A 16,507-nucleotide genomic window follows, 5' to 3' on the forward strand; every position below is an offset into this window, starting at 1 on the left:
GTGTCAGTTATCCTACATACATTATGCACGAAAACTTTCGGTTAGGCACTTAATTGTCGCATAACGATCATTAAGTTACCAAAAGCTCTTTGATATGCATCAATAAAAAGGAGCCTTTTTAGGCAAGAGAGCGCGGTGTAGCAACCTTTTCCTGTGGCAGGAAAGTTACCATTGGGCCGGTCGAAAAGACGTGGTGATACTTGGGTCGTTCGCCAGTGATGACACAACAGACTTGAGTTTTGCCGCCAAGCCTTTCAGATTGTCAGGTGCAGGTGTACTTCCATAATAAATACATAAACACATGAGTAGGTCTGGAGGTCGTTATGTTGAAGAAGAAACCACTGGTTGGGGCTTTGTCTGCACTGATGCTGGCCGGCAGCCTGTCGGCGTCGGCGGATTCGTTGAAAATTGGTGCGTTGGTGCCGCTGACCGGCGATCTTCAAAGCTATGGCGAGCCATCGTTGAAGTCAGCTGAGCTCGCTGTCAAGGAAATCAACGAGGCGGGTGGCGTGCTGGGCGAACAGGTGAAACTTGCCTCAGGTGATACCCAGACCATTCCGCAGCCGGGCGTTGCCGCCGCCCAGAAGCTGGTCAACCTGGAGGGCGTTCATGCCATTGTCGGCGCGTTGTCCAGTGGCGTGACCGTGCCGGTGGCGCAAAGCGTGTCAGCCTCGGAAGGGGTGCTGCAGATTAGTAACGCTTCCACTTCGCCGGTGATTACCACGCTGGAGGATAACGACTTCCTGTTCCGTACCGTGCCGTCGGATGCCTTCCAGGGTGTAGCGCTGTCAGAAGTGGCTGCCGAGCAGGGCTATGAAAAAGTCGGTGTTATCTACATCAATAACGACTACGGCAAGGGGCTAGTCGAGGCCTTTACCGATGCCTTTACGGCTGCTGGTGGCGAGGTAACCGCCAGCGTGGCTTATGAGCAAGGTCAGGCGGCGTATCGTGGCGAACTGTCCCAGGCCAGCAAGGGCGGCGCTGATGCGCTGATCCTGATTGGCTACCCTGAGAACGGACAGACCATCCTGCGTCAGTCGCTGGAAGGTGGCTTCTTCGACAAGTTCGTGTTCTCTGACGGTCTGAAAGCGCCTGAACTGATTGAAAACCTGGGCGCTCAGGCGCTGGAAGGCACCGTGGGTACCGTGCCTCAGGCGCGCAGTGACTCACCCGGTGCGGAGCATTTCGCCACTGCCTATAGTGAAGCTCACGGCGAAGTGCCGCCCAAGCCCTATCTCGATACGGCCTATGACGCTGTGTATCTGATCGCGCTGGCTACCCAGCACGCCGGTTCTACTGACCGTACCGCCATCCGCAACAGCTTGCGTGAAGTGGCCAACCCGCCGGGTGTTCAGGTCGGCCCGGGCGAGTTTGCCAAGGCCGTGGAGCTGTTGAGCAATGGCGAGGAGATTGATTACGAGGGCGCGTCGGGCTCGGTCAACTTCGACGAGAATGGCGATGTGCCGGGTACTTTCGGTGTGTTCGCTTATGAAGACGGTGAAATCGTGACCAAGCGGGTCTTCGAGCCCGGTAAGGAAACCACGGAATAGCGCTTGCTTCAGGTAATGGAAAGTTAAGTAACAGCCTGTAAGAGATCGTTGAAACAGACAGGGCCCGGTGGACTTCACCGGGCCCTGTCTGTTCTGGCTTGTCGCAGTTCAGCCGTTTTTGATACTTCGCAGCGGCTTTATGACGATCGGTTGTTGCGCTGGGTTTTTCCGGCGCCTTTGGCGATCAGCCGCGGCGGCTTCTCGGGTAGCAGCCCCTGGGGCCGGGTCAGCAGGATCACCTGTAGTAATACACCGATCAGCAGGACGCGAAGTGCCGCACCCTGGGTGGCGTGTTCAGAGGGCAGCATGCCAGTCAGCAGTTCGGTACCGCTCCAGATACCCCACACGATCAGTGCGCCAAGCAGTGCGCCCCGGTTGTTCCCGCTGCCGCCGGCGATCAGCATCACCCAGATGATGAAAGTGCCGTAGAGCGGCTTGAAAGCCTCGGGGCTCAGGAAACCGAAGAAGTGGGCGTAGAGCCCGCCGCCCAGCCCCATCAAGGCCGACCCCAACACAAACGCCTGCAGCCTGAAGCGGGCGATGGATTTGCCCGCGGCGGCGGTGGCGGGCTCGTTCTCGCGAATCGCCCGCAGTACCCGGCCCCAGGGTGAGACATAGGCACGCTCCACCAGGAAATATGCCAGCACCACGAACAGCGCCACAATCAGCAGATAGCCCATGGGCGTATCCAACGGCGTGCCGGCAAGTGGCCTGGCGATGCCGGCAATGCCACGCACGCCGTTGGTCAGCCAGTCCTCATTCTTGATGAACAGCCGGATCATCTCGGCAATGCCGATGGTAGCAATGGCCAGGTAGTCGGTGCGCAGTCGCGCGGTAATTAGGCCGATAACCAGGCCGATCAGCACGGAAGCCAGAACGGCCCCTGCCAGGCCGACCACAAAGGGCATGCCGAACCCGCCCAGATAGGCCGGGCTGCCTGGGGTGGTCAGGATGGCCGAGGTATAGGCGCCTACCGCGAAAAATCCGGCGATGCCGATGTTGAACTGACCGGTAAACCCCCATTGGCTATTGAGGCCGAGTACCAGCACGGCATAGATACCGGTGAAGGTAAGAAACGAGATGAGGTAACTGGAAAGGCCTGCAAGTTCCATTAGAGAGTCCCCTTGAAAATGCCCTGGGGCCGGACAATCAGCATGATCACCATGATGGCGAAGGCGACGGCCGGCTTGTAGGACGCAGAGATCACCAGGGTGGACATCTCCATGGAGATGCCGATCACCATGCCGCCAACAATGGCGCCGTAAGGACGTCCGATACCGCCCAGGATGGCCGCTGAAAATATCGGCAGCAGTGTCGTCCAGCCCATCATCGGATGTAGTCGGGTGTCGATGCCAAGGAAAACACCGGCGGCGGCGGCCAGTGCCCCGCCAATGATCCAGGTCATCATGATCACCCGTTCGGCGGGAATGCCCGAGATCCGTGCCAAGTCCATGTTGTCAGACATGGCACGCATGGCTTTGCCCAATCGGGTGCGGCTGAGGAATAGGTGTACGGTAACGATTAGGGCCGCCGAGATCAGTACGATCCAGAGGTGGTCGGGCTTGAGGCGCAGCCCGCCCAGCCAGTCCAGGCGCCACGGGAACTGGATGCCACTGACGTAGGTTTGGTTGTCTGAGCCCCAGATCAGCTGCACCAAGCTTCTCAGAATCAGCGCCATACCGAAGGAAGAAATCAGCAGAATGACCGGTTGGGTCCGACGCAAGCGCCGGTAGATCAGCTGATCGATGGCCACGGCGACAATCGCCATGCCAATCATGGCCGCTGGCAGCGACCACCAGGCGCCGAGTCCGAAGGCGGAGATGAAGGCCAGGCCCAGATAGGCACCCAGCGTCATGAAGTCGCCGTGGGCGAAGTTCGCAAAGCGTAGGATGCCGAAGATCATCGACACCCCGATCGCGCCCATGGCCAGTACGCTGCCCAGCACCAGGCCATAGACCAGTAATTGCAGGATCTCGTTCATCCTCAGCCCCCCAGAAACATTTCAGCGACGGCAGGATCCGCCAGCAGTGCAGGGCCAGTGTCTTCGTGACGGTTGGCACCGGTGGCCAGCACATAGCCGCGTGTGGCGATAGCCAGGGCCTGTTTGGCGTTTTGCTCCACCATCAGCACCCCTATGCCTTCGGCGTTGATTTTCTGGATCTGGACGAAGGTTTCGTCGATCAGTTTGGGTGAAAGGCCGGCGGTGGGCTCGTCGAGCATCAGCAGGCTGGGGTCAATCATCAGTGCGCGTCCCATGGCCACCATCTGGCGTTCGCCGCCGGACATCTGCCCGGTGGGCTGGCGCCTGCGTTCGGCCAGTCGCGGAAACAGTTGGTAAACGTGTTCCAGACGCGGCCGGATATCGCCTTTCATTAAGTAGGCCCCCATCTCGAGGTTTTCCTGTACCGTCAGCGAGGGAAAAATATTCTGCTCCTGGGGCACATAGGCAACACCGCGACGCACCATCTGTTCGGGCTTGGTGTTGGTGATGTCTTCACCACGGAATAGTACCTGGCCCTGGCGGATGTTCAGCAGCCCAAAAATGGCTTTCATGGCCGTGGACTTACCGGCCCCGTTGGGGCCAACGATAACTGCGATTTCATCGTTCTCTACGCGCAGGCTGACACCTTTGAGGATATCGTTGCCGCCGTAGCCACCGTAGAGATCGCGAGCTTCTAGCAGTGTGCTCATTGGCTGGCTTCCTTGTCTGTGCCGTTGGTCGAGACTGTCGGTGTGGCATCTGGCGGAGAGGTTTCGCCACCGCGCCCGCTGGTGCCGCCGCCCAGGTAGGCCTCGCGCACCTGCTCATTGCGGCGTAGCTCATCCATCTGGCCGGAGGCGATCAGTTCGCCGTTGGCCATGACGTGCACCGGGTCACATAGTGAGCTCACCAGCTCCATGTCGTGCTCGATCACGCAGAAGGTGTAGCCGCGCTCTTCATTGAGCCGGCGGATGGCCTCGCGGATCTTGCCTAGCAGGGTGCGGTTGACGCCGGCACCGGGCTCGTCGAGCAGCACAACCCTGGCATCGGTCATCATGGCGCGCCCCAGGTCCAGCAGCTTCTTTTGACCGCCAGAGAGGTTGCCGGCCAGCTCATCGGCGACGTGGGAAATCTCCAGGAAATCCAGCACGTCATCAACCCGCTCGAGGATGCTGGCGTCTTGCTCGCGGACCTTGCCCCAAGCCAGCCAGCTGGTGAACAGATTTTCGCCACGCTGATTGGGCGGTACCACCATCAGGTTCTCGCGCACGGTCATCATCGAGAACTCGTGGGGAATCTGGAAGGTGCGCACCAGACCGCGATGAAACAGCCGATGAGTGGGCTGGCCGGTGATGTCTTCGCCATCCAGAAGAATTTTGCCGCTGTCGGGCGCCAGGGCACCGGCAATAATGTTGAACAGCGTTGACTTGCCAGCGCCGTTGGGGCCGATCAGGCCGGTGATTGAGCCCTTTTCCACCCGGATTGAACAGTCGTTGAGAACCTGCAGGCCACCAAAAGCCTTGCGTAGGTTCTGCACCTCGATCATGGCGTTCAAGGCTGCCCTCCATTGGCTGTGTTTTGTTGTTGTGGCATGGAGCCGATCATGTGTTGGACCGAGAGTATCGTTGGAGTCGGTCAGTCGTCCTGAGGGTTGTCTTTGTCGTCCTCGGAGGGCGGTACTTCCATGGCGCGTTTGTCATCTGGCAGGCGTACGACATCGCCAAGTCTCAGATCGTTGACGCTGGAGACCCGCTCGCCGGTGGTGGGCGAGATGATGGCTGCAATATTGCCGATGCTGGTGCCGTCAACGTAGGCCTCTGCCTTGACGCGTACCACATGGCCTGAGTAGCGCGCTGACAACACGCTGCCGGGGGCGGGTTCGCGGTAGTCGTCGGGGTGACTTTCAAAAAACGCCATGACGCTATGGAGGCCGGGATCATCCCAGTTCACATGCTTGTGTCGATTCATGAGGCGTATCTCCTGAATTGAAACTGGTGTTGAGCAGTCTGACGATACAAACACAATGCCATGGGTCTTGTCGCTAGGCCAGTAACGCAACGAGCCCGCCCACACAAGGTGGACGGGCTCGCTGGGAGGCCTACGGTGGAGCGCAGTAACAGTAACCGAAAGCTTACTTCTTGCTGGCGCGCTTGCGCTCGTTTTCGGTCAGGTGTTTCTTGCGCAGGCGCAGGAAGTGAGGCGTGACCTCTACCAGCTCATCGCTGTCGATGAACTCGATGGCCTGCTCTAGGGTGAATCTCATCGGCGGCGTCAGCACAATGTTCTCGTCGTTACCCGAGGCGCGCATGTTATCGAGCTTCTTGGCCTTGGTGGGGTTAACCACGAGGTCGTTGTCACGGTTGTGAATGCCGACCAGCATACCTTCGTAGACTTCAGTGCCATGCTCGGCGATTAGCTTACCGCGTTCCTGCAGGGTAAAGAGTGCATAGGCCAGCGCTTTGCCGGTGACCATGGAAACCATCACGCCGTTGCGTCGCTCGACGGATGCATCAGGCTTGATTGGACCGTAGTGATCGAAGCGGCTGGTCAGAATGCCGGTGCCGGAGGTCAGGGTCATGAAGTGGCCTCGGAAGCCGATCAGGCCGCGGGCCGGAATGATGAAGTCCAGGCGCACCCGACCTTTGCCGTCGGGGAGCATGTTGGTCAGCTCAGCCTTGCGATAGCCCAGCTCTTCCATGATTGAGCCCTGATGCTGCTCTTCACAGTCGATGATGACTTCTTCGTAAGGCTCCTGCTTGACGCCATCGACTTCACGTTCGATCACCTCCGGGCGACCCACGGCCAGCTCGAAGCCTTCGCGGCGCATGGTTTCGATCAACACCGAGAGATGGAGCTCGCCGCGGCCGGATACGCTGAACTTCTCCGGACTGTCGCCCTGTTCAACGCGCAGTGCCACGTTGTGGATCAGTTCTTGATTCAGACGCTCCATGATGTTGCGGCTGGTGACGTACTTGCCGTCCTTGCCGGCAAACGGCGAATCGTTGACCTGGAAGGTCATCGACACCGTGGGTTCGTCGACGGTGAGTGGCGGCAGTGCTTCGACATGGGCCACATCGCACAGGGTGTCGGAGATGGCCAGATCGTCGATGCCAGTGATGCAGATGATGTCGCCCGCGGTGGCTTCATTGGTCTGCACCCGTTCCAGGCCGAGGTGGGTCATGACCTGACCGACCTTGCCGCGACGCTGCTTGCCTTCCTTGGTCACGATCACAACCTGCTGGTTGGGCTTGACCGAGCCGCGCGAAATGCGGCCCAGCCCGATGACGCCAACGTAGCTGTTGTAGTCAAGTGCCGAGATCTGCATCTGGAAGGGGCCTTCTTGCTCGACTTGAGGCGGCTCGACGATATCGACAATGGCCTGGAACATCGGGCTCATGTCGTCAGCCAGCTCCTCGGGATCCATGCCAGCTATGCCATTGAGAGCCGAGCAGTAGGTGATCGGGAAATCGAGCTGTTCATCGGAAGCACCGAGGTTGTCGAACAGATCGAAGATCTGGTCAATCACCCAGTCAGGCCGCGCGCCGGGGCGGTCGATCTTGTTGACCACCACTATCGGCTTGAGACCTTGGTCGAAGGCTTTCTGGGTGACGAAACGGGTCTGTGGCATGGGGCCATCTACTGCGTCGACCAGCAACAGTACCGAGTCGACCATCGACAGCACCCGCTCGACTTCACCACCGAAGTCGGCGTGCCCGGGGGTATCGACAATGTTGATGTGGTATTCCGTTTCGCTCTCGGCATTTTTCCAGCGGATCGCCGTGTTCTTAGCCAGGATGGTAATGCCGCGCTCCCGCTCCTGATCGTTGGAGTCCATGACGCGCTCCTGTGCTTCCGCTTTACGGTCCAAGGTGCCGGACTGCTGAAGAAGCTTGTCAACCAGGGTGGTTTTCCCGTGGTCAACGTGAGCGATAATGGCAATGTTACGGAGATTCTCGATCACGAAAGGATCCTGCTGGTAAAATCGGGTCAACATTATAAGGGCAAGGATGCAATCGCTACCAGCGTTGTGCGCCTTGACAAATGCTGCCCAGAAAGTGAGAGACTCTGAAAGGTGTCTCATAAAACGAAAAAAGCACCCACAGGTGCTTGATTCGTCGACTTATTTGGTGGAGGCGGCGGGAATTGAACCCGCGTCCGCCAATACTCGCCCATCGGCTCTACATGCTTAGGTCCGTCATTTGATTTAACGTCGCGGGCTCCGACGGGCAGGATCCCTTGACGCGATTCCTCTAAAGTTTAGCGATTGACACGAGGACAGGGCCAACCACGATCCCATCATTCTTAGCTCATATCCCTTTGGCAATGAATGGGCACATTACCGCCGGGCCGGACTAGAAGCTAGCGGCTATTAAGCAGCCAGCGCGCCCTGAGCGTAGTTGTCGTCGTTTGCGACTATTCATTTGTGATGTGGGATTTACGAGATACATCACGCTCTCGGCATGCACCTAAGGGGTTGTCATCAGCGTCGAAACCGTGTCGCCCCCAATACGCTGCCATCATAGCAGATTAAACGGCGTTTTGTCAGCCCAGTGCTTCATCCATTTGCTGCGGCTGCCTATGCTTTGGCGTTTTCGCGCATGATGCGGCCTTTCTGGCGCTGCCAGTCGCGGTCTTTTTCGGTAGCACGCTTGTCATGTAGCTTCTTGCCGGTGACCACCGCCAGTTCGCATTTGACCCGGTTGCCTTTCCAGTAAAGCTTGAGCGGCACACACGTGTGCCCCTTGTCCTGGGTGCGAGAAAATATCCTGGCGATTTCTTTCTTGTGTAGCAGCAGTTTACGCGTGCGTGTCGGGTCGGCAACCTCGTGGGTACTGGCCGTGTTGAGCGGGATGATATGGCTGCCCAGCAGCCAGGCTTCCCCGTTCTTGATCAGGATATAGGTGTCGGTCAGCTGTGCTTTGCCGGCGCGCAGGCTTTTGACTTCCCAGCCGGCCAGCACCAGGCCAGCCTCGAACACCTCGTTGATATGGTATTCGAAACGCGCTTTCTTGTTGAGGGCGATGACATTATTGCCCGGGCCCTTGCCTTTTTTGGTGGCCATGAAACCTCGAGTTATCTTTAGCTGTCTTGCTTGCACTTGTTTGTAATGATGATGAAGCGTCTCTCCGCTAACGGTGAGGCGTGATATCATTCCAAGCCATGTATTACCGCTCATGATACGCCCTGGAACACGTGAAGTCAGCGGAGAGCTTAATGGCAACGGTTAATCGGTCTGCCCTGGTGCGGCATACCCCTAAACAGATGTTTGATCTGGTCAATGATTTTGAGCGTTACCCGGAGTTTCTGCCGGGATGTCGCCGTTCACGCTTGATCGAGCGCGAGGCGACTTACCTGGTGGGTGAAATGACCCTCGGTGGCGCTGGCATTGAGCAGAGTTTTACCACACGTAATGACCTGTATGAGCCTGAGCGTATCGAGCTGTCGCTGGTCAAGGGGCCGTTCAAGCGCCTCAAGGGGCGCTGGATGTTTACGCCGATCGATGACTCATCCTGCAGGGTCAGTCTTGAGCTGGAGTTTGAATTTGCCAACCGGCTGTTGGGCCTGGCGTTTGGCAAACTGTTCAAACAGGTGGCCGGGCAGCTGGTTGATGCGTTCACTCAGCGGGCTGACAAGGTTTACGGGCGAACGTCAGCCTGATGGCTGACAACGATAGCGACAGCAAGCTTGCGGTGGAGGTGGCTTTTGCCTTGCCGGAGCATCAGTGCATTGTCGAGCTACAGGTTCCCGAAGGGACAACAGCACGCCAGGCAGTCGTTATGGCGCGCATGGAAAGCCGTTTTCCGCAGCTGCCGTCTGATACGTTTGTTCAGGCCAGTCTGGGGATTTTTGGCAAGCAGCTGAAACAGCCTGAGGCGCAGATTCTGCGCGAGGGTGATCGCGTCGAAATCTATCGCCCACTCAAGGTGGACCCGAAAGCCGCCCGCCAGGCGCGTGCCAGAAAACACAGCCGCCGCTGAGCGGCTGGCTGGACCTGTCCTTTGCTACGCACCTGACAGCGTGCCCTGAGTCTGGCTCAGTTGATTAGTTCTGGTCCTGGCTCTTCAGCCGATCCAGCACCGAGCCTTCCTGCTGGCCGTCACCAGAAGCCGGTCCGATACCGCGCTCCTTGATGAGTGCTGGTGGTTCGGAAAAGTCACCGTGGCGTTGGATGTTGGTGAGCTGGTTACCGTTGAACACGAGCGTCAGGCGGCGCTGCTCAATGCCGCTATAGGCTTCATCGAGACGGTATATATAGTCCCACTCATTGGTGTCGAAGGGTGACTCAAGCAGCGGCGTGCCCATCAGGTTGAGGACTTGCTGGCGTGTCATGCCTGGCTGAAGCTGGCTGGCCATGTCGTTGGTCACCAGATTGCCTTGCGCCAGGTCGCGCTTGTAAACACCAAAGAAGCTGCAGCCGCTGATTAGCGTGACTGCGACGGAAAGGGTGATGATTCTGGTCAGCTTTTGCATTTGGGTCTGTTCTTCACTATCGTTGGTGAGTCGATCATAACTGACCCTACACCATACTGCGAAGAGCAATCATGAACGACCAGAATCAAGAGTTACGCAACGCTGGTCTCAAGGTGACCCTGCCACGCGTCAAAATCCTGCATATTCTCGAAGAAGCCAGCGGTGTCCACCACCTGAGCGCCGAAGATGTCTACAAGACATTGCTTGATGCAGGTGATGACGTGGGACTGGCGACGGTATATCGCGTCCTGACTCAGTTCGAAGCGGCTGGTCTTGTTACGCGGCATAACTTCGACGGCGGGCATGCCATTTTTGAGCTTACGCGGGAAGAGCATCACGATCATATCGTGTGCCTGGATAGCGGCGAAATCTTCGAGTTCTACGATGAAATCATCGAGAAGCGCCAGCAGCAAATTGCCGAGGAGCATGGCTTTGAGCTGGTCGACCACGCCCTAGTGCTGTACGTCCGGCGTGAAGGATCCAAAACGACCCGTCAAGACGCGCCGATCAGAAAGTAAGCGTTGATGGTTAACGACAGTTTCAGGTCAAAGGCCGCGATAGTTCACCGCGGCCTTTTGCGTTCTTGAGTTGGCTAGTGGTGCGGGCGCTGGCTGGCGCTGAGCATTTCCCTGGCATGCGCTAAGGTCTGGTCGGTCAGTGTCATGCCACCGAGCATGCGGGCCAGCTCACCGACCCGACCCGCTTCGTCAAGCAATGCCATCTGGGTTAAGGTGTCATCTTCCTCGGCATGTTTTGATATATGCAGATGCTGATGGGCCTGCGCAGCGACCTGTGGTAGGTGAGTGACAGTCATAATCTGCCCGTTACTGGCAAGCCGCCGCAGCAGCTGGCCGACGACTTCCGCCGTGGCGCCTGATACGCCAACGTCTACTTCATCAAATACCAAGCTGGGAATGGTGGAGTGCTGTGCGGCGACCACCTGGATCGCCAGGCTGATGCGTGACAGCTCACCACCCGATGCCACCTTGGCCAGTGGGCGGGCGGGCTGGCCAGGGTTGGCGCTGATCAGAAAGCGGGCGCGATCCAGCCCTTCAGGTGCAGGCCGGTGGCGTGCTTCCAGCGCGACCTCGAAGCGTGCCTTGTCCATGGCCAGGAAGGTCAACTGCTGTTGGACCTCCTTGCCAAGACGTCGGGCGGCACTGAGGCGTTGCTTGCTGATGGCTGTTGCCTGTTTGTGCCAACGGGCTTCCAGTTCAGCGGCCTGGGCGGCCAGTGTGTCAAGTGTGTTGTCGCCGCCGTCCAGTTCAGCAAGTTCGTCGGCCAGCTGCTGGTGCAGCGCGGCAAGCTCTTCAGGTGGAACGTGGTGCTTGCGGGCGATGCGGTGTGCTTCTGCCAGGCGCCCTTCAACTTGCGCCAGGCGCTCGGGGTCGAGTTCTACACCAGCGCTATAGTGGCTCAGCTCACGGCTGGCTTCTTCGATATTGATCAGGGCATCGCCGAGCATGGTCAGCGCTTCAGCGAGGGTGCCACGGTTGCTGTCGGGGAGTGTCGAGAGGTGACTGATGGCTTGCTGCAGCAGCGACAGTGCGCCGCCGCTTTGGTTTTCGTTGTCGCCGGTGCAGCAGCTCACCGCAAATTGCGCTTCACGCAGTCGCTCTTCGGCGTGGGCCAAGGCCTCCTGCTCTTCTTCAAGCTGGCGGCTCTCGCCGTCGCCCAATGCCAGTAGCTCAAGCTCTTCGACCTGATAGTGCAGCAGCTGGCGGCGTGCGCGAAGCTCGTCGCTGTCATTGGCCATGCGCTTGAGACGGCGTCTGATTTCCTGCCACTCCTGGAAGGTGGCGGCCATAGCGCTTACGACATCGCCATGGCCGGCAAAGTCATCTAGCAGGCGCAGGTGGGTATCCTCATGCAGTAGCGCCTGATGAGCATGCTGGCCATGAATTTCGATCAGATGTTCGCCAATCGCCTTGAGGTCGGCAATCGTCACCGGCTGGCCGTTGATCCAGGCCTTGGAGCGGCCGCCCCGGGTGACAACCCGACGTAGCAAACAGTCGTCGGCAGGCAGATCGCGCCCGGTCAGCCAGGCCTGGGCGCGAGGTAGGGCTGAGATATCGAAGCGGGCGCTGATGTCAGCGCGTTCACTGCCATGGCGTACGTTACCGGTATCGGCTCGTTCGCCCAGGCACAGCCCGAGGGCGCCCAGCAGGATTGACTTGCCTGCGCCGGTTTCGCCGGTGATGGCGGTCATGCCGCTCTCCAGCTCAAGCTCAAGATGGTCGACGATAGCGAAATTGCGAATGGCGAGTTCTGTCAGCATGGGGCCTCCCCGGGGGCGATCCAGATAGCTGGTCATCTATTCAGTTGTTGGCCTTTTATACAGTAGTTAGAGGCCGCGAACAACGCCCACTTTTTTCAGTCCGCTCATTGATGCCTTGAGTTCGGCGAGGCAATCCCCATATACAGCGCAGACACACTTTTATCATCAACTCCATCCTGCCGGCGGCTTAGTGGTCGTCGATTGTCATTCAGGAGAACCCCATGGCTAGAGATTCACAGACCCCGCTGGACGACGAGCTGGCTCGCCAGCAACAGGAAAGCGAACCGCAGGTTGAGCCAGCGGTTACCAGCGCAAATCCGCAGGGCGCTGAGACGGACCCGCAGGATGTCATTGATGCGGCCATCGAGGCTGAAGACGAGTCGCTTGTGACGTTCGACGCCTCGGACAACCCGGAGGCTGACATGCTGGCGGCTCGTGTCGAAGAGCTACAGCAGGAGCTGGGCGACGCCAAGGATCAGGCGCTGCGCGCTGCAGCCGAGGCGCAAAATGTGCGCCGCCGTGCCGAACAGGAAGCCGCCAAGGCGCGCAAGTTTGCGCTGGAAAAATTCGTCAAGGAGCTTCTGCCGGTGGTCGACAGCCTGGAAAAGGCCTTGGAAACCCTGCAGGACGGCTCACAGGCGCACCGCGAAGGCGTTGCCATGACGCTGAAGATGCAGCTTGATGTGCTTGGCAAGTTTGGTGTCGAGGTGTTGGATCCGCACGGTGAGCCCTTCAATCCTGAGTATCACGAAGCGGTGGCCATGGTGCCTAACCCCGAGCTAGATCCGAACTCCGTCATGGACGTAGTGCAAAAAGGCTATGTGCTAAACGGACGTCTGGTGAGGCCGGCCATGGTGGTGGTTAGCCAGGCTGCTGGTTGAGCCATTGCCCCGGATACTGGCAAAAAGGTTTTCCGGCCCCTTGAAAAGCCGTCGAGAACCCCCAGATACATAGCAATCCGGCGTTAAGCGCCGAAACGACCGAACACTGAAAAATATCTGCAACACTGCATTCGAGGACATCCTATGGGACGCATAATTGGTATTGACCTGGGCACCACCAACTCTTGTGTGGCGGTTCTGGATGGTGACGAGGCCAAGGTAATCGAAAACGCCGAAGGCGGACGTACTACCCCTTCAATCATTGCTTACACCGACGACGGTGAGATTCTGGTGGGCCAGTCGGCCAAGCGCCAGGCGGTCACCAACCCTGAGAATACGATCTACGCGATCAAGCGTTTGATTGGCCGTCGTTTTGAAGACGGCGAAGTTCAGAAAGACATCAAGATGGTGCCTTACACCATTGCCAAGGCTGACAACGGTGACGCCTGGGTAGAAGTGAAGGGCAACAAGCTGGCGCCGCCCCAGGTCAGCGCCGAGATCCTCAAGAAGATGAAGAAAACCGCTGAAGACTACCTCGGTGAAGAAGTCACCGAAGCGGTCATCACCGTGCCGGCCTACTTTAACGATAGTCAGCGTCAGGCTACCAAGGACGCCGGCCGTATTGCAGGGCTCGACGTCAAGCGCATCATCAACGAGCCCACGGCAGCAGCGTTGGCCTATGGCATGGACAAGTCGCGCGGCGACAAGACCGTGGCGGTCTATGACCTGGGTGGCGGTACTTTCGATATTTCCATCATTGAAGTGGCCGATGTTGATGGCGAGACCCAGTTTGAAGTGCTGGCCACTAACGGCGACACCTTCCTGGGTGGTGAAGACTTTGACATGGCGCTGATCAACTATCTGGTTGATCAGTTCAAGTCAGACAGCGGTATGGACCTATCCAATGACAAGCTGGCCATGCAGCGCCTGAAAGAGGCTGCTGAGAAGGCTAAGATCGAGCTGTCTAGTGCCCAGCAGACTGACGTCAATCTGCCCTACATCACTGCCGACAACACTGGCCCGAAGCACCTGAACGTCAAGGTGACCCGTGCCAAGCTGGAGTCACTGGTGGAAGAGCTGGTGGCCCGTTCGCTGAAGCCCTGTCAGACCGCGCTGAAGGATGCCGGGCTGTCAGCATCAGATATCGACGATGTCATCCTGGTCGGTGGCCAGACGCGCATGCCGCTGGTTCAGGCCAAGGCTGCTGAGTTCTTTGGTAAAGAGTCGCGTCGTGACGTTAACCCGGACGAAGCTGTGGCTGTGGGTGCGGCGATCCAGGGCGGCGTGCTGGGTGGTGACGTCAAGGACGTACTGCTGCTCGACGTTACCCCGCTGACGCTGGGTATCGAGACCATGGGCGGCGTGATGACGGCGCTGATCGAGAAGAACACCACCATCCCGACCAAGAAGACGCAAACCTTCTCGACCGCGGATGACAACCAAACAGCAGTGACCATTCACGTGCTGCAGGGTGAGCGCAAGCAGTCTTCCGGTAACAAATCACTGGGCCGTTTTGACCTAAGTGATATCCCGCCCGCACCACGTGGTATGCCGCAGATCGAGGTCTCCTTTGACCTAGACGCCAACGGCATCCTCAACGTGTCCGCCAAGGACAAGGCGACCGGCAAGGAGCAGTCGATTGTGATCAAGGCCTCCAGCGGTCTGTCTGACGAAGAAGTCGATCAGATGGTGCGCGACGCCGAAGCCCACGCTGACGAAGACAGGAAGTTCGAGGAGCTGGTCCAGCTGCGCAACCAGGCTGATGGCATGGTCCACGCCTCTCGCAAGACGCTGGAAGACGCCGGCGACAAGGCCAGTGATGAAGATAAGCAGGCCATTGAAACAGCGGCTTCTGAGCTTGAAGAAGCGCTCAAAGGTGACGACAAGGACGAGATCCAGACTAAGCTGGATGCCTTGACCGAAGCCTCTGGCAATCTGGCGCAGAAGCTCTATGCCGAGGCCGATGCGGCCCAGGCTGAGGGTGCAGCGCAGGATGCGAGCACCGAGAAGGACGACGACGTGGTTGATGCCGAGTACGAAGAAGTCAAAGACGACGAGAAAAAGAAGTAAACCACGACGTCTGAACCACGGACAAAGCCAGCGCGGGGGCCAGCCTCCCGCGTTGGTGTTTGTAAAGAGCCGCTACGGAGGCGGACAGACCCATGTCCAAGCGTGATTACTACGAAGTGCTGGGCGTTGATCGCGGAGCTGATCAGAAAGAGATCAAGAAAGCTTATCGACGCTTGGCACAGAGGCATCATCCGGATCGCAACCCGGATGACGAGAAAGCGAGCGAGCTGTTTCGCGAGGTTACTGAAGCCTACGAGGTGCTGACCGACAGCGAGAAACGTGCGGCATATGACCAGTTCGGTCATGCAGGTGTCGACGGCCAGGCCGGTGGTGGCTTCGGTGGCGGTGCCGGTGCCGGTGCCGGAGGCTTTGGCGATATTTTTGGTGATGTATTCGGCGATATCTTCGGCGGCGGCGGTCGTCGCCATCCGAATGCGCCTCAGCGCGGCAGTGATCTGCGTTATAACCTGGAAGTGGATCTGGAAGGCGCTGTCTCCGGCACCAGCGTTGATATCCGTGTACCGCGTCATGTGGAGTGCGGGCGCTGTGAGGGCGAAGGTGCTGAGCCAGGCTCAACCAAGGAAACCTGTCCTACCTGTCAGGGCATGGGCCAGGTGCGCATGCAGCAGGGTTTCTTTGCTGTGCAGCAGACCTGTCCGACCTGTCATGGTAGCGGTCAGCACATCAAGGTGCCGTGCCACAAGTGTAACGGTGATGGCCGTGTGCGTGAGACGCGCACCTTGTCAGTGAAAATTCCTGCTGGCGTGGATACTGGTGACCGTATCCGCCTCAGCGGCGAGGGCGAAGCCGGCATTAACGGTGGCCCGCCGGGTGATCTTTATGTCCAGGTGGCGATCAAGCCCCACGCTATTTTCGAGCGTGACGGGCGACACCTGCAGTGTGAAGTGCCGATCAACTTTGTTGATGCCACGTTGGGCGGCGAGCTTGAAGTGCCTACGCTGAATGGTCGGGTCAAATTGAAGATTCCTGCCGAGACCCAGACCGGAAAAGTGTTCCGGCTCAAGGGTAAGGGTGTGAAGCCGGTGCGCGGTGGCCCTGCAGGCGACTTGCTGTGCCGCGTGGTGGTCGAGACGCCGGTCAAGCTCAACGAGGAACAGAAGGATCTGTTACGCCGTTTCCAAGACAGCCTGGATGGCAGCAACAGCCACCACTCACCGAAGAAGACTAGTTTTTTCGACGGGGTAAAGAAGTTCTTCGAGGATATGAAGCCCTGATTTGAAGCGCTGGCCTGACCCCATGGGCTGAAGCACAAAAA

General features: G+C 58.4%; 16 protein-coding genes and 1 other RNA gene. 7 read left to right on the top strand and 10 right to left on the bottom strand.

The features are described from left to right. The first annotated feature begins 323 nt into the window (after window positions 1-323). A complete protein-coding gene (locus tag ACTH3D_RS01420) occupies window positions 324-1,550 on the top strand; it encodes an ABC transporter substrate-binding protein (protein ID WP_441664502.1) in 1,227 nt (408 codons plus the stop codon). Window positions 1,551-1,687: 137 nt separating this feature from the next. On the opposite strand, the gene ACTH3D_RS01425 is transcribed toward ACTH3D_RS01420, so the two are convergent. From ACTH3D_RS01425 to smpB, 8 genes are all read right to left on the bottom strand, one after another. Then, window positions 1,688-2,662, bottom strand: a complete 975-nt coding sequence (locus ACTH3D_RS01425) for a branched-chain amino acid ABC transporter permease (RefSeq protein WP_441664505.1) — start codon at window positions 2,660-2,662, stop codon at window positions 1,688-1,690. Then, the gene (locus ACTH3D_RS01430; RefSeq protein WP_441664507.1) at window positions 2,662-3,531 is read right to left on the bottom strand and encodes a branched-chain amino acid ABC transporter permease; all 870 of its coding nucleotides are present in this window, start codon (window positions 3,529-3,531) and stop codon (window positions 2,662-2,664) included. Before ACTH3D_RS01430 ends, ACTH3D_RS01425 begins: the two co-directional genes overlap by 1 nt. 2 nt (window positions 3,532-3,533) lie before the next feature. Then, on the bottom strand, window positions 3,534-4,241 hold the full coding sequence (locus ACTH3D_RS01435) for an ABC transporter ATP-binding protein (protein ID WP_441664509.1): 708 nt from the start codon (window positions 4,239-4,241) through the stop codon (window positions 3,534-3,536). Beyond that, a complete protein-coding gene (locus ACTH3D_RS01440) occupies window positions 4,238-5,086 on the bottom strand; it encodes an ABC transporter ATP-binding protein (RefSeq protein WP_441664511.1) in 849 nt (282 codons plus the stop codon). The genes ACTH3D_RS01435 and ACTH3D_RS01440 overlap by 4 nt, the downstream gene beginning before the upstream one ends. A gap of 80 nt (window positions 5,087-5,166) precedes the next feature. Next, on the bottom strand, window positions 5,167-5,499 hold the full coding sequence (locus tag ACTH3D_RS01445) for a hypothetical protein (protein WP_441664513.1): 333 nt from the start codon (window positions 5,497-5,499) through the stop codon (window positions 5,167-5,169). A 163-nt stretch (window positions 5,500-5,662) separates the two neighbouring features. After that, window positions 5,663-7,492: a translational GTPase TypA gene (gene typA / locus ACTH3D_RS01450; protein ID WP_441664515.1), complete on the bottom strand. Its 1,830-nt coding sequence runs from the start codon at window positions 7,490-7,492 to the stop codon at window positions 5,663-5,665. A gap of 164 nt (window positions 7,493-7,656) precedes the next feature. Continuing rightward, window positions 7,657-8,036: a transfer-messenger RNA gene (gene ssrA / locus ACTH3D_RS01455) on the bottom strand. Window positions 8,037-8,107: 71 nt separating this feature from the next. Beyond that, window positions 8,108-8,593 carry an SsrA-binding protein SmpB gene (gene smpB / locus ACTH3D_RS01460; RefSeq protein WP_441664517.1) on the bottom strand — a complete coding sequence of 162 codons (486 nt, stop codon included), beginning with the start codon at window positions 8,591-8,593 and terminating at the stop codon, window positions 8,108-8,110. 152 nt (window positions 8,594-8,745) lie between these two features. Between smpB and ACTH3D_RS01465 the strand changes: the two genes are divergently transcribed. Together ACTH3D_RS01465 and ACTH3D_RS01470 are read left to right on the top strand one after the other, a co-directional pair. Next, window positions 8,746-9,189, top strand: coding sequence for a type II toxin-antitoxin system RatA family toxin (locus tag ACTH3D_RS01465; protein ID WP_441664519.1), 444 nt, complete (start codon window positions 8,746-8,748; stop codon window positions 9,187-9,189). Continuing rightward, window positions 9,189-9,509, top strand: coding sequence for an RnfH family protein (locus ACTH3D_RS01470; protein WP_441664521.1), 321 nt, complete (start codon window positions 9,189-9,191; stop codon window positions 9,507-9,509). The genes ACTH3D_RS01465 and ACTH3D_RS01470 overlap by 1 nt, the downstream gene beginning before the upstream one ends. 64 nt (window positions 9,510-9,573) lie before the next feature. Here ACTH3D_RS01470 and ACTH3D_RS01475 read toward each other — a convergent pair whose 3' ends face one another. Next, window positions 9,574-10,002, bottom strand: a complete 429-nt coding sequence (locus ACTH3D_RS01475) for an outer membrane protein assembly factor BamE (protein ID WP_441664523.1) — start codon at window positions 10,000-10,002, stop codon at window positions 9,574-9,576. 71 nt (window positions 10,003-10,073) lie between these two features. Between ACTH3D_RS01475 and fur the strand changes: the two genes are divergently transcribed. Continuing rightward, window positions 10,074-10,520, top strand: a complete 447-nt coding sequence (gene fur, locus ACTH3D_RS01480) for a ferric iron uptake transcriptional regulator (protein WP_441664525.1) — start codon at window positions 10,074-10,076, stop codon at window positions 10,518-10,520. A gap of 74 nt (window positions 10,521-10,594) precedes the next feature. Here the strand turns inward: fur and recN are convergent, their stop codons facing one another. Continuing rightward, a complete protein-coding gene (recN, locus tag ACTH3D_RS01485) occupies window positions 10,595-12,280 on the bottom strand; it encodes a DNA repair protein RecN (RefSeq protein WP_441664527.1) in 1,686 nt (561 codons plus the stop codon). Window positions 12,281-12,501: 221 nt separating this feature from the next. Here recN and grpE point away from each other — a divergent pair, with 221 nt between their 5' ends. The 3 genes from grpE (at window position 12,502) to dnaJ (ending at window position 16,466) form a co-directional block, all read left to right on the top strand. Next, window positions 12,502-13,161, top strand: a complete 660-nt coding sequence (gene grpE / locus ACTH3D_RS01490; protein ID WP_441664529.1) for a nucleotide exchange factor GrpE — start codon at window positions 12,502-12,504, stop codon at window positions 13,159-13,161. Window positions 13,162-13,305: 144 nt separating this feature from the next. Continuing rightward, a complete protein-coding gene (gene dnaK / locus ACTH3D_RS01495; protein WP_441664531.1) occupies window positions 13,306-15,231 on the top strand; it encodes a molecular chaperone DnaK in 1,926 nt (641 codons plus the stop codon). 92 nt (window positions 15,232-15,323) lie between these two features. After that, window positions 15,324-16,466 carry a molecular chaperone DnaJ gene (gene dnaJ, locus ACTH3D_RS01500; RefSeq protein WP_441664533.1) on the top strand — a complete coding sequence of 381 codons (1,143 nt, stop codon included), beginning with the start codon at window positions 15,324-15,326 and terminating at the stop codon, window positions 16,464-16,466. Window positions 16,467-16,507: the final 41 nt, after the last annotated feature.

Source organism: Halomonas sp. (genome assembly GCF_052095765.1).
Taxonomy (GTDB): domain Bacteria; phylum Pseudomonadota; class Gammaproteobacteria; order Pseudomonadales; family Halomonadaceae; genus Halomonas.